Source organism: Xenorhabdus stockiae, from assembly GCF_002632825.1.
Classification (GTDB): Bacteria; Pseudomonadota; Gammaproteobacteria; order Enterobacterales; family Enterobacteriaceae; genus Xenorhabdus; species Xenorhabdus stockiae.
Genome location: NZ_NJAJ01000020.1, coordinates 15,148 through 29,933 on the forward strand (window position 1 = coordinate 15,148; position 14,786 = coordinate 29,933).

Genomic DNA, 14,786 nt, shown 5'->3' on the forward strand with positions numbered 1-14,786 from the left:
TTGAAAAGTGATCAAATCTCCGCATAATTGCTCTTCACATATTTTTGTTAATTCTCGATTGAAAATAAAAATGCGCCAATTTTTATTGGAAAAAATATGCCAAATAAACTTTTCAGTAATCTATGCTTCGGGTTGGCCGGATCCAGTGTCTTGGCAATATTCCCTGCTCAGGCACAACCGGATGACCAGACCTTAATTCATCAACAACAGCAACAGCAGGCACAAGAACAACGGCTGGAAGCCCGGCCGCCTCGGGTCAATCTGGCTGAGGAGGCAACCACAGTTGCCGCGTCTCCTCAGGCGTTTCCCAACGAATCCCCCTGTTTTGATATTCGTAAAGTGACGCTATCGGGGAACGAGGCACTGCCGCATTGGGTGCCCTTGCAGCGTTTGGCGGATCAGGCCATTGGCCAGTGTCTGGGGGCACAGGGCATCGGATTGCTGATGAGCACGATGCAGAACCGGCTGATTTCACACGGTTGGGTAACAACACGGATACTGGCACCCGAACAAGATCTCCGTCAGGGAGACCTGAAATTGATGGTCGTCCCGGGAAAAATCCGCCAGATCCGGTATGCGGAGGGGGCGGACACCTACGCTTCCCTGTTGACAGCGATACCGGCCCGGGAAGGGGCGTTGTTAGACTTACGGGCGATTGAACAAGGCATGGAAAACCTCCAGCGTATACCTAATGTTCAAGCCTCCATGGAACTGGTGCCGGGAGACGCTCCCGGTGAAACGGATATCATGATTCAGCGCCAGCAGTCCCGTTTCTGGCATGTGGGGGCCTGGCTGGATAACAGCGGCACGAAAACCACCGGACAGAATCAGGGCGGACTGATGTTTGCGCTTGATAATCCTACCTCTCTGAGTGACCTGTTTTATGTGGCGGTGACCCGGGATTTGGCGTTTTCTGACCGAAAACAGTCGGCCAATTACACGGCGCATTATTCCGTGCCGTTTGGCTACTGGCTGTTTGCAGTTACCGGCAGTAAATACAATTATGCCCAAACGGTGCCTCATCGCACGGAAGCAGCGAAGTACCGGGGAAGAAGTCACAGCCTGAATGCGCAGTTAAGCCGTGTTCTGCACCGTAATGCCAATTCCAAGACAACGTTAACCTACGGGGTGAATGTACGTCAGACCCGGAACTTCATCAAACAAACGGAAATTGCCGGACAAAAGCGCCGGACCAGCCACTGGCGATTGGCATTGGATCATCGCCATTATCTGGGGCCCGCTGTGTTGGATGCCGGGATCAGTTACCAGCACGGAACGCGCTGGTTTGGTGCACGGCCCGCACCGGAAGAGGAACTCAATCCACGGGGCAGTGAGCATTATGCCACCGCGCAAGCCCGGATCATTCAGGTGTCAGCATCACTGAACACCCCATTTTCATTGGCCGGGGAGGCATTCCAGCACCGGGTGGAATACCTGCGTCAGTGGAGCCAGACCCCGTTAACACCTCAGGATCGGTTCAGTATCGGCAGCCGCTGGACGGTACGGGGCTTTGACGGAGAGCGTTCACTGAGTGCGGATGCGGGCTGGACCTTGCGCAATACCCTGTCCTGGCAGACACCATTGCCGGAGCAGCAACTGTATCTGGGCGCGGATTATGGCCGGATAGGAGGCAATGGTGCGGACTTTAACGTCGGGCGCACACTGGCCGGGGGGGTAGTGGGGCTGAAAGGTCCGATCCGACCGGCAAATCTGGTTTACGACATCGCTGTGGGGACGCCTTTTTCGAAGCCGGACGGGTTTAAGACCGATCCGGTTTATGTGGCGTTCAGCCTGAACTGGCAGTACTGAGGGGAAACAGGATGCGGATTGGTGATTATGATGTTTATGCTCCGCTGATGTTAGGGGAGCCCGCCAACGCTATCGAAATGTTCGGGGCCGTGGCGCTCCTGTGGATGCAATCTGCCGAACAGCGGTCAGCCTATGTGGGAGAGCTGGAGACGCAGGTCTTACCTTTTCTCACCACCGAACAATATATTCTGGTGTATCACCAAGCCCGGCCCATTTTCTACCTCAGTTTTGCCCTGTTTAATGCCCAGACTGAATTACGGTATCTGACACTGGACTATGCCGGCTACGGTGACGATGGCCGGGCCTTGCCCCTGTGCAACGGTGACCGGTTCTGGATCCTAGACTGGCTGGCCCCGTTGGGGCACAGCCGTGAAATGGCGGCGCTAATGCAGCGTGAGGTTCTGCTCAACCATTGCTGTCGTGCCCTGTACCACAAAGGGGATCAGCATGGCCCACAGGTGCTCCGGTTCAGAGGACGCGGGGTCAGCCGCCAACAGGCGGCTCAGTGGTGGCAGAAATATCCCCTTGTACGGGACTTACCTGAAAGAGGTTTCACACTATGAACAAACTTTGTTATCGCGTGATTTTCAGTAAAACCCGACAAATGTTAATGGTGGTTTCCGAACTGGCCAACAGCCATACCGCCGGAAAGGTGCGGGAAGAAAACCCGGCGCAGACTTCGCCTTCATCCCGCCGGGTTTCCCTGCTGCCGTTGATCCTGAGTGTGTCACTGGCCTTGGGGCTGGTCAGCCAGCCGGGCTATGCGAACATTGTGGCCGACCCTCATGCGCCCGGAAAAGAGCAGCCTACCGTGATTTCATCGGCTAACGGCGTGCCGCAGGTCAATATTCAGACCCCCAACCCGGATGGGGTCTCCCGTAACCAATACCGTCAGTTCGATGTAGAACAAAAGGGAGCCATTCTCAATAACAGTGCTGTGAATACCAAGACAGATCTGGCGGGACATATTACCGGTAACCCGTGGCTGGCTCAGGGGGAAGCGAAGATCATTCTCAATGAAGTGAACAGTCGTGATCCCAGCCAACTGAATGGATTCGTCGAAGTGGCCGGTAAACGCGCGGATGTGATCATTGCGAACCCCGCCGGGATCACCTGCCGAGGCTGTGGTTTTATCAATGCCCAGCAAACAACGCTGGCCGCCGGGCAGACCGTGCTGGAGAATGGCCGCCTGAAAGGCTTTGAGGTGAATAACGGCCGGATTACGGTGGACGGGAAAGGGCTGAATGATACCCAAAGTGATCATACCCGCCTGATCGCCAGGGCTGTAGATATGAATGCCAAACTGCACGCCCAGCACTTAACCGTGACAACCGGGAAAAATCGGGTGGATGCTCAGGGGAATGTGGTCCAGACACGAGGTAGCCCAGCACAGGAAAAACCTGAATTCAGTCTGGATGTGTCAGCGATTGGCGGGATGTACGCGAACAAAATCAAACTGGTGGGCACTGAACAAGGGGTTGGGGTGCGTAATGCCGGGCATTTGGGCGCACAGGCCGGGGAGCTGGTACTGGACAGCAACGGCAAACTCACTAACACCGGTTCAATCACTGCCGCTACCGCAGTCACGCTCCGCAATCAGGGCAATTTTGTCAATCAGGGTAAAGTTCAAGCCCACGATCTGGCGATCCACAGTGACGGGCACCTGACCAACAGCGGTGTGATGGGTGCCGAAAAAAGCATCAGTCTGACCAATCAGGGCCGGTTAGCGAATCAGGGTGAGATAAATGCCGGACAGGATATGACGGTTCAGGCGCGTGATCAGCTCGATAATCAGGGCAAAATACTGTCAGGCCGTCATCTGGCTATCCAAAGTACCGCCTTTGATAGCGGAGAAAAAAGCGTCCTGATGGCTGGCGTGCATAAAGACGGCCGACTGGCACAGCCGGGAAAATTAACTATAGACAGTCACGGCCGACTCACTAACAAAGGCGTAATGGCCGCTTCAGAAGACGCGACTTTCACAACGCAGGGAGACTGGCTCAATCAGGGACAGGTACAGGCTAAATCACTGACTGTCCGCAGTGACGGACACCTGACTAATCACGGCGTGATACATGCGAAAAAAGCGGTCAGTCTGACCAATCAGGGGCAGTTAGCGAATCAGGGCGACATCACGGCCGGAGAAGGCATGACCCTCACCGCCCGTGACTCACTCACCAATCAGGGCAAACTGCGGGCAGGGCATCGGCTGACGATCCAAAGTGCCGGAGTTGACAATCAGAAGAGCGGGGTACTGCGGGCGGGCGTCAATAAAGCCAGCCAGCTGACCATGGACAGCCGAGGCCGGGTCACTAATCAGGGGCGGATAACCGCGTCTGAGGATATCGACCTCAAGAGCCAGACGGAGGCGGACAATCAGGGGGAGATCACCGCTGACCGGGATATGACCCTCCGTACGCCCGGGCAGGTTACCAATGCGGGCAAAATGTTGGCCGGCCGGCATCTGGCTGTCCACGGTAGCACCTTTGACAATCAGGTAGCCGGCGCATTGGCTGCGGGGGTCGATACAGCAGGCAAACTGACTCAGCCGGGTACACTGAATATCCAGACTGAGGGAGCGATTAACAATCAGGGGCTCGTAACGGCAGCAGAGGGTATTACCCTGCAAAACCACAACACTTTACACAATCAGGGTGAGATGACAGCCGGGCGTGACCTCTCAGTGAAGATCCGTGATCAGTTCAGTAATCAGGGAAAAATGCGGGCAGACCGGCACCTGACGGTCCACAGTGCCACACTGGATAACGGCAAAAAAGGGGTACTGGCCGCTGGCATGGATAAAAACGGCCCGCAGACTCAGTCGGGACAGCTGACTCTCAACAGTCTCGGTCCGCTCATCAACAAAGGCGTGATAGCGGCATCAGGGGCAGCCACCTTCACAACGCAGGGAGACTGGCTCAATCAGGGGCAGGTGCAGGCCACCGCGCTGACGGTGAGCAGTGACGGGCACCTGACTAATCACGGCGTGATAAACGCGAAAAAAGCGGTCAGTCTGACCAATCAGGGACGGTTAGCGAATCAGGGCGACATCACGGCCGGAGAAGACATGGCCCTCACCGCCCGTGATCAACTCACCAATCAGGGCAAACTGCGGGCAGGGCATCGGCTGACGATCCAAAGTGCCGGGGTTGACAATCAGCAGCACGGGGTACTGCGGGCGGGTGTCAATAAAGCCAGCCAGCTGACCATGGACAGCCGAGGCCGGGTCACTAATCAGGGGCTGATAACCGCGTCTGAGGATATCGACCTTCAGAGCCAGACAGAGGCGGACAATCAGGGGGAGATCACCGCTGACCGGGATATGACCCTCCGTACGCCCGGCCAGGTTGTCAATGCGGGCAAAATGTTGGCCGGCCGGCATCTGGCTGTCCACGGTAGCACCTTTGACAATCAGGTAGCCGGCGCATTGGCGGCGGGGGTCGATAAAACAGGCACACTGACCCAGTCGGGCACGCTGAATATCCAGACTGAGGGAGCCATAAATAATGATGGGATATTAACGGCGTCAGAGGAAGTTGACCTCCTAAACAACAACAGCTTACACAATCAGGGCGATATCAGGGCCGGCCAAAACCTCGCGGTGACTATCCGGGATCAACTCGGTAATCAGGGGAAAATGCAGGCAGGTCGGCACCTGACAGTTCACAGTACCGCGCTGGATAACGGCGAAAAAGGGATACTGGCCGCCGGGCTCGATAACGATGACAAACTGACCCAGCCGGGTAATCTGGCTCTCAATAGTCGCGGCAAACTTACCAATCAGGGGATCATGGCGGCTTCAGAAGAGGCGACTTTCACCACACAGGGAGACTGGCTCAATCAGGGGCTGGTACAGGCCACCTCGCTGACGATCCGCAGTGACGGGAATCTGAGTAACCCCGGAAAGATCGCCGTGTCCAAGGATGCCACCTTCCAGAATCAGGGCAGTCTGACAAATCAGGGCAATATCGCCGCAGGCCGGGATATCACCATCACCACCCGTGAGCAGGTCAATAATCAGGGACACATGCTGGCTGGTCGTCATCTGACCAGCCAAAGTATCACCTTTATGAGCCAAACGGGCAGTACACTGGCCGCAGGGGTTGATGATGAAGGTAAACTGACCCGACCGGGACACCTGACAATCAGTGCCCACGATGCGGCATCATTACACGGCCAGCATCTGGCGCACAATGATTTGGCCATCACTGCTCATGATATCGACATGTCGGGCAGTCAGGCAGGGGCAAAACACTTGCAATTGACCTCAGCAAAGCGACTGAACTTACAGGCGGCCACACTCAGTGCGCAACACAACCTGACGCTCACGGCCCCCGAATTGATTGACAATCAGCGGGGCGAACTGAGCGCAGACACACTGGTGCTGAACAGCCGACAATTAAAAAATACGCGGGGGAAAATCACCCAAACCGGCGACGCTTCGCTGGTACTGGATCATCAGGACGGCATTGACAATACCGATGGGGTGATTACCGCCAACGGGCAGGATCTGGTCCTGAAAAGTCAAACTATTGCCAGTGAAAAAGGCACATTGCACCATGCTGGTGCTGGCGAGTTGTCCATTGAGACACCACAGTTTCAGGGGCGCGCCAGTCGCCTGCTTTCCGGGGGAAAACTGACGCTGACCGGCGGGGATTACGCGCTGGCGCAAAGTCAGACCTCAGCCCGACACATCACCGCTGACATTCAGTCACTGGATCACCGTCTGGGGGAGATGACGCAGCACGGTAATGCCTTACTGTCATTGAACGTGAAGCAGGGGCTGGATAATGCCAGCGGCCGGATTGCCGCCAACGGGTCGGTGGCACTCCGTGCGGATAGCCTGAATAACAGCACACTGACCGACAATCAACTGAGCCGCCAGAAACAAGGTTCACCGGGCAGCGGGCTGGAAAATCAGGCGCTGACGTACCAACCTGGTTATATCATCGCGGCTGAAGACGGCCAGCTGGATGTGACGGTGGCAAACCACCTGAACAATCAGACAGGACAGTTGCTGGCTTCCCACGATATCCACCTGTCGGGCCAGTCCATCGACAATCAGCAGGGACATATCACGTCATCAGCCGGCGGGATCCAACTGACTACATCTCAGTTGGACAACCAGTCTGGCCGGATTGTCGGCCAACACATACTGCGCCTGAAAACACAGGGAATTAATAATGAAAAAGGGCAGATCCAGGGCGGCACAGTCGATATTGAGACGGCACAACAGCGGCTGAATAATCAGTCGGGCCGGGTGGTGGCCGAGCACGATCTGGTTTTAAGCACGGGGGAGGTGTTGAATCGTCATGGCCTGATACAAAGCGGCCAGCATCTGCGTCTCAATACACACGGTCACACGCTGGATAACCGTGACAGCGGGCAAGCATCGGGCCTCATCAGCCGCAGGGGCGAGATGCTACTGACAACCGGTGACATCCATAACCAGTCCGGTTATATCGGCAGCCACGATCGCCTGAGCGTGACAGGAAACTATGTTACTAATCAGGACGGGCAGATACTGGGCGGAAAAGCCACCTCGCTCACTGCAACGGCACTGAATAATGAGCAGGGCCTGCTGCAAAGCGGCGGTACGCTGGCCCTGAACACTCAGTCACTCATTAATCGCCAGAGCGGCAGCCAGCACGGTATCACCAGTAAACAGGCCATGACGCTGGAAACCGACACGTTGGATAATTTGCAGGGTGTGATCGTGTCGGCAGACAGCCTGAACATCAAGGCCGGTCAGGTCAATAACTCACAAGGCCAGCTGGCGGCGAAAAAGGCGCTGGATCTGCACAGTCTGGCGCTGAATAACTCGTCCGGTCGTATTCAGGCCGATGAGGCCCTGTCGGTCGATACCGGCGGAAAGGGACTGAATAATACGGATGGGGTATTGGACAGCCAACAGACACTAACGGTCAGGAGTGGTGATCTGACGAATCATGGCGGGATGCTGCACGGAAAATCTGCCGTCCGGTTAGGTGCCACGCAACTGGATAACCGGCACGGCGGTAAAGTGCTGAGTGAACAAACGCTGGATATTGATGCCCAAACGCTGCGCAATACGCAGGGACATCTACTGGCCCTGCGTCATTTAAACGCCACTGCCACAGAGCAGATTGATAACACCGACGGATTGATACGCAGTGGTGGGGATATTCGCCTGAACGCGGCCAGAATAGAGAATGCCAATACCCGTCGGGCCGACAAAGGAATTGACGGCCAGCATGTCACGCTCACGGGACGCGGGCTGAACAACCGTCAGGGGCAACTTACGGCGCTGCGTAATGCGACACTGACACTGACGCATTCTCTGGATAACACCAGAGGGCAGTTACAGGCCCATCAGCACCTGAGCGCCCGGGGTGATAGGCTGGCTCTGACCAATACCGGAGGAGACATCCGGGCGGGTCAGACGTTGTCGATCAGTGGGGTATCGGCCACCGGCGACGGCAAACTGCATTCACTGGGGGATATCACGTTAAACGTGCAGAACGGCTTTATCCACACCGGCGAAACCATTGCCAATGGGCGTCTGCAATTAGATACACAGGGCGACGTGGTTAACCACAGCCTGATCAGTGCGGATACCTTGCATGGTCGGGCGGCGAAGCTCACCAACCACGCCCCCGGGGAGATTTTAGCCAATCACCACCAATGGCTCGTCAAGGGGAATTTGTACAACGCTGGTTTGATGGACGGCACGAAAACTATCCTGAAAGCCGATACCCTGACCAATCAGGCCTCCGGGCGCATTTACGGGGATCAGGTGGCCATTGAGGCCAAGACGCTGAATAACTTGCCGGCGGCCGGGATCGTCGATGCGCTGGAAAAATGGAGAAACCAAAAAAACACCGGGAAAAAACCGGCAACCCGTTATGAAAACCTCGTTGCCAACAGCCAATCGGCCGTTATTGCGGCCCGTCAGCGGCTGGATATCGGGGTGGAGACCCTGAACAACCAGACACACAGTCTGATTTACAGTGACGGTGAGCTGGCCGTGGGCGGTGGGCTGGATAACCAGCAACGTCCAACAGGGCAAGGTCGGCTGTTAAACAATCTCAGTGCCAGTATCGAGTCCGCCGGGAATATGCGCTTAGCGATGAACACGATCAACAACGTGAATGATCACCAGGAAACCGAATTGGCGCTGGTGTCGCAAACCCCGGAAGTGATCTATCAGATGCGTGGCAATCGCTATAACCCCAAAGATTATCCGATGTATATCGGACGTGAGGAAGTGGCGCTGCTGTGTTTCAACGGTGAGCATTGCTCTACCGATAATGATGTGTTCCAGACGCTCAGCTATACCCGCACGGTACAGGAATCGCGGGTTACTGCCACCGATCCGGCGAAAATTCTGGCCGGCAAAAATTTAACCCTTGAAACCGCAAAAATACCGAATGGACAACCCCGCCTGAAAAATCACCACAGCCAGATTGTGGCCGGAGGCGCACTGACTGTCACCGGCGGTGAAGTGGAAAATACCCAAACGCCGGGTCAGCGGCATATCACCGATCAGGGACAGGTCGAATCGTTCTGGCGTATCAGGAAAAAGGGCCGCGATAAGCAGGGGTGGGAGGCCCAGCCGTATCAGCGTTCACAGGTACAGGATATTCAGTTAAAAACCAGTACCCTCGACGCCAATCAAGGGCAAATAGCGATGAACGGGCAGTCACCCGGGCACTATCAGGGACGCACTACGCAGATGGCCCCGGCCGATCAGCGCCAGATTGAGGCGTTCTTTGTCAGCGGAGAAGCCAAAACGCCGGAGATCGTTCAACGGCCGGGCCAGCAACTGGATGTGGTGAGCCAGCAGCCGGCTTCCGCCGGCGAAAAACCGTGGCGGGTACGCACGGAAACGCCGGATTACCGCTTGCCGAACAACAGCCTGTTTAAACTGAATCTATCATCCGACGGTCAGTCTTCAACCCTGACTCGAACCGCGCCGACAGATGATACACAACCGGTGTTAGCACTGGATTTGTCATCGCTTACGCCACTAACCCGGACGCCGTCATCAGGTAGTCAACAGCCTGAACTGCCTCTGGCTCCGCCTTCAAGCCGTCATTCACTGACACCGCCTCCGGTTCCGGAGGCACAGGTACTGATTGAAACCGATCCCCGGTTCACGCAATACAAACGCTGGCTGGGCACGGACTATATGCAGAACAGTCTGCGCTGGGATCACAATAATATGCACAAGCGACTGGGCGATGGTTTTTATGAACAACGCCTGATCCGGGATCAAATCATCAATTTGACGGGGCAGCGTTACCTGTCGGGGTATCAGAACGATGAAGAGCAGTTTAAGGCGTTGATGAATGCCGGTATCCGTGCCCAGAAGGCGTTTAATCTGACTCCCGGTGTGGCTCTCAGCGCAAGCCAAATGGCCCGGTTAACGGAAAACATGGTGTGGCTGGTGAAAACCTCGGTGAGATTACCGGACGGCAGTCAGCAAATGGTGTTAGCCCCGCAGGTTTATGTGCGTACTCAGGGCAGCCAGCTGGATGGTAGCGGGGCATTAATGAGCGGTCAGCAGGTGAATATGCAGCTCAGCGGTAATTGGCTCAATCAGGGAAACGTGACCGGGCAGCAACTCCATGTGCTGGCTGACACTATCCGTCATCAGGGCGGGTCTCTGCAAGGCGATAAAGTGTCATTGCAGGCCCGTACGGATGTGATCCAGCGCGGCGGAGTGGTGACCGCCAATGACCTCCGTATACAGGCTAACCGCAATATTGATATTGCCAGTACGACCCATTCGGGTGAACAACGGGCCGGGAGCAGCCGGTATGGCGACACTTATGTCAATCATCAGGCCGGGATTTATGTGGAAGGGGCGGATGGCAAACTGCGCCTTCAGGCCGGACAAGATGTGAAACTGACGGCGGCGCAACTGACGGCACAGCATAAGAACAGCCAGATACAGATGAACGCGGACCGGAATATCGAACTGGGGGCCGTGAAAACCACACAGGATGAGCAGGTGATTTTCAGCGGCAATAACCGTATTACCCGACATGCATCACAGGATGTCGGCACCGTGATCCACGGCGCAGGACAGGTTGAACTGCGGGCTGGCCGAGATATGTCGCTGAAAGCCGGGGAGGTCACCGCCGGTGATCGCTTACACGCCAACGCCGGCCGGGATATCCGTTTACTGGCGGGTGAGCAACAGCAGCGTCACGATGAATATCTGAAAGTAAAAGGCAGCAACAGCTGGCTGGCTTCCGGCACAACCACTACGCAACACCAGTTTGATCGCCAGCAGGCCCTGAGTAGCCAATTGAGCGGGGAGTCAGTGACCATGCAGGCCGGTCAGGATGTCCTGATTGGCGGCAGTCATGTGATCGGAACACAGGATGTGGACATCAGGGCTGACCGCCATTTGACCGTCACAACCGCACAGGAGCATAACCGTGAACTGTCCCGTCAGGAAGAGAAAAAATCCGGTCTGATGGGCACGGGGGGAATTGGTTTTATGATCGGCAGCCAGTCAATGAAACAGTCCAGTGCCCGTGAAGATCTGTTACACAAGGGCAGTACCGTTGGCAGCAGTGACGGTAATGTGGTTCTGAGTGCCAAAAATCAGGCCACGATACAGGGTAGTGACATCGTGGCGGGGAAAAACCTGTTTGTTCAGGGTCAGGACGTGGCCATGACTGCCGTGCAGAACCGCCATACGGCGGTCAGTCAAACGGAACAGCAGCAAAGCGGCTTGACTGTCTCACTCGGCGGCACGGTGGGCAGCGCCTTGAATACCGCCGTCCAAACGGCCCAGGAGGCGCGGGACAGCAAGAATAATCAGGACCGCCGGCTACAGGCGCTGAAAAACACCCAAGCCACCTTATCCGGGGCTCAGGCGCTTCAGGCGTGGCAGTTGAGCGAAGCGCAGTCTGCCAAAGCAGAGGCAATCAATCAGGCAGGCGGCAAGGCAGAGAAACCCACCGATGTGGTCGGGGTACAACTGTCGCTGGGCAGCCAGTCGTCGAAATCGGAAACCCGGCGAGCACAGACGGTGGCACAGGGCAGTACCCTGAATGCCGGGCAGGATATCCGTATCACGGCCACCGGCGAAACAGAAAAACCCCGCGCCAGCGGGGATATTCAGGTGCAGGGCAGCACCCTGAACGCCGGGCAGGATATCACCCTGACAGCGAACCGGGACATCGCCCTGACCTCAGCGGAAAATACCCAGACGCTCCGGGGGCAGAACAGCAGTAAAGGCGGCAATATCGGGCTTGGCCTCACCGCCGGGCAGGGTGGCACCGGCCTGAAATTCTCGGCTGGGGTCAATACCGGTAAAGGACATGAAACCGGGGATACGCTCACCCATACGGAAACCCAGTTCACAGCGGGCAATCAGGTAGCCCTGAATGCCGGACAGGATGCCTTGCTGAAAGGGGCGCAGGTGAGCGGCAATAAAGTCACGGCCAATGTGGGCCGTAACCTGCATCTGGCGAGTGAACAGGATAGGGACAACTACCACAGCAAACAGCAGAACGTCAGTGCCGGGGCGAGCTTCACCTACGGTTCGATGACAGGGTCTGCCAGTGCCAACGCCAGCCGGGAAAAAATGGACAGCCACTATCAATCCGTCAAAGAGCAGACTGGGATTTTTGCCGGGCAGGGCGGGTTTGATATTCAGGTGGGGAACCATACCCAGTTGGACGGGGCTGTGATGGCCAGCACGGCCGGCAAAGATAAGAACCGGCTGGAAACGGGCACACTGGGCTTTGGGGATATTCAGAATAAAGCAGCATTTAAGACCGAACAGCAAAGTACCGGGATGAGCACAGGCGGGGCCGTCGGCAACCAGTTGGTGTCGAACATGGCCTCGAATATGCTTTCCGGCACCGGCAATCAGGGCAGCAAAACGTCCACCACGCAGGCGGCGGTGAGTGAAGGCACGCTGATTGTCCGTGACAGCGGAAAACAGCACCAGGATGTGAACAGTCTCCGCCGTGACCCGGAAAACGCGGCCAACAGTCTCGCCCCCATTTTCGATAAGGAGAAAGAGCAGCAACGGCTGGCACAGGCGCAGGCCATCGCCAATATCGGCACACAGGTGCTGGATATTTACAATACTCAGGAAGCCATTGCAGCCACTCAAAAAGCCACCGCTGACTTGAAAAACCCGCAAAACCAGCAACACTGGAAAGCACAGGCCAGAAAACAACTGGAGCAGGAAAACGTGCCCGTCACCGCTGAGGCACTGGCAGACCGGACCTATCAACTGGCTTACAATGAGGCTCTCCAGAAACAGGGGGCCGATATTGGCGGTAATCGCCGTCAGGCGGTTTCGGCAGTTGTCTCGGTCCTTCAGGGACTGGCGGGGGGCGATATCAAGGCGGCGATGGCCGGCGGGGCCGCACCGTATCTGGCCAATGCGGTGAAAGCCGCGACCTACGGCAACACTGGGTATGAAAAACTCACGCCGGAGCAGAAAGCCACCAACCTATTGGCGCACGCGATACTGGGCGGTGTTATTGCTGAAATGAAAAGCGGTTCAGCCATAGCGGGCGCGACAGGGGCGGTCGGTGGTGAACTGGCGGCATCGGCAATCGCCCATGCCCTGTATCCGGGCAAGAAATTCAATGAACTGACCCCGGATGAAAAGGAAAAAATCAGTAACCTGTCTACCTTAGCCGGCGGGATCGCAGCAGGACTGGCCACGAACTCCACGGCAGGTGGGATTGATGGGGCGCAGACGGCGAAGAATGCGATTGAGAATAACTATCTGAGCGTCAATGAGCTGGACAATTTTGCGCATAAAGCCCGCACCTGTGAAGGGAACAGTTGTAAACAGGTGATCAAGGATATGGTGGAGACCAATGTCCGTAATCAGCAGGAAATGATGGACTTTTGCAACAGCAACCCGACCCAGTGTGCGCAGAAGTATGGTTATCTGGTTGATCAGTGGCCGGTGTTTGAGCGTACCCTCAAAAATATGGACCGGGACGGCACATTGCCGGTTGAGTTCAGGAATTACCTGTCGGCGGTGAATACGTTAGGTCAGGCGGCTACAGGCAAGGTAGGCGAACTCGGCTGGACAAAACGCTTTGAAGCAATGGGCATGAGTCAGGAAACTGCCGCTGCAATGGCGATGACACTGCCTATTGTGATAGAGGGAGCCAAAGGGCCGAAGTCGTCACCAAAATCATCGCAAAATAATGCCGGCAAAGGTGCTCAGCCTGAGTCAGCAGGGAAAAACACAAGTGGCGCGGAAAATGCGGCAACTTATCCGAAGTTAAAAGAAGACTTAGTGCAACGAAACCTGAGTCATATTGCTTCGCAAGATCCAAGGTTGGCAGCTGTAGTTAAAGGTGATAATGGTAAGCTCAATTATGGCATTGGGGCAGGAACTCGAGCAGAAGCGGATAGATTAGGCAAAATCTGGGTAGGAGATGGAGCCAAGAAGACTACTGGAAATGGCTGGGTTAGTGCGGATGGTACAAGAGGTTATAGACCACCATCAGAGAAACCTAATAGTGCCCATGCTACTACTGGTGTGCAAGCCAATTTTGAGACATATTCAATTGATTCTAAAGGAAAAATAAATAAGACTGGAAACGGTCATTTAAATATTCTGGATTAAAAGAGGATGCATTAGTGAAAGCAGTACTAAAAGGCATAGATTGTATGCATAAAGATCCCGTCATGTACTCCGGTGAAGATGACGGAACTATTAATATAACCTTATCCCTATTAATCGGGCCAGAGTTGGAAAGTGGGAGTGAATATTTTGATCTTTTTATCTGTACACCTGAATGGCTGTGTAATCATCATTGGCAACCGGAATTGATACGTCATACGCTTCTGGTACGTGAGTATAATTTGGATGAAATTAAAAAGATCATCACGGATTATATTGAACAGTGTGAAGGTAATGACTGGATGGAGATAGCCCAAAAGCTTTCCCGTGTCTTTGCCTGGGAATATGAGGATTATCAACCTTAACCTGCTGT

At 55.4% G+C, this 14,786-nt stretch carries 4 protein-coding genes; all 4 read left to right on the top strand.

The features are described from left to right. The first annotated feature begins 96 nt into the window (after nt 1-96). The 4 genes from Xsto_RS11600 to Xsto_RS11615 are packed head-to-tail and all read left to right on the top strand — an operon-like array spanning nt 97 to nt 14,778. Nucleotides 97-1,809 carry a ShlB/FhaC/HecB family hemolysin secretion/activation protein gene (locus tag Xsto_RS11600; RefSeq protein ID WP_099125152.1) on the top strand — a complete coding sequence of 571 codons (1,713 nt, stop codon included), beginning with the start codon at nt 97-99 and terminating at the stop codon, nt 1,807-1,809. A gap of 11 nt (nt 1,810-1,820) precedes the next feature. Further along, nucleotides 1,821-2,372, top strand: a complete 552-nt coding sequence (locus Xsto_RS11605) for a toxin-activating lysine-acyltransferase (RefSeq protein WP_099125153.1) — start codon at nt 1,821-1,823, stop codon at nt 2,370-2,372. Continuing rightward, on the top strand, nt 2,369-14,416 hold the full coding sequence (locus tag Xsto_RS11610; RefSeq protein ID WP_099125154.1) for a hemagglutinin repeat-containing protein: 12,048 nt from the start codon (nt 2,369-2,371) through the stop codon (nt 14,414-14,416). Before Xsto_RS11605 ends, Xsto_RS11610 begins: the two co-directional genes overlap by 4 nt. Nucleotides 14,417-14,430: 14 nt before the next feature. Then, nucleotides 14,431-14,778, top strand: coding sequence for an immunity 8 family protein (locus Xsto_RS11615; RefSeq protein ID WP_075489515.1), 348 nt, complete (start codon nt 14,431-14,433; stop codon nt 14,776-14,778). Nucleotides 14,779-14,786: the final 8 nt, after the last annotated feature.

Bases quoted from the DNA above. Each gene is read 5' to 3' on its own strand.
- Xsto_RS11605 (WP_099125153.1), top strand. From the start codon at position 1,821: ATGCGGATTGGTGATTATGATGTTTATGCTCCGCTGATGTTAGGGGAG.
- Xsto_RS11610 (WP_099125154.1), top strand. From the start codon at position 2,369: ATGAACAAACTTTGTTATCGCGTGATTTTCAGTAAAACCCGACAAATG.
- Xsto_RS11600 (WP_099125152.1), top strand. From the start codon at position 97: ATGCCAAATAAACTTTTCAGTAATCTATGCTTCGGGTTGGCCGGATCC.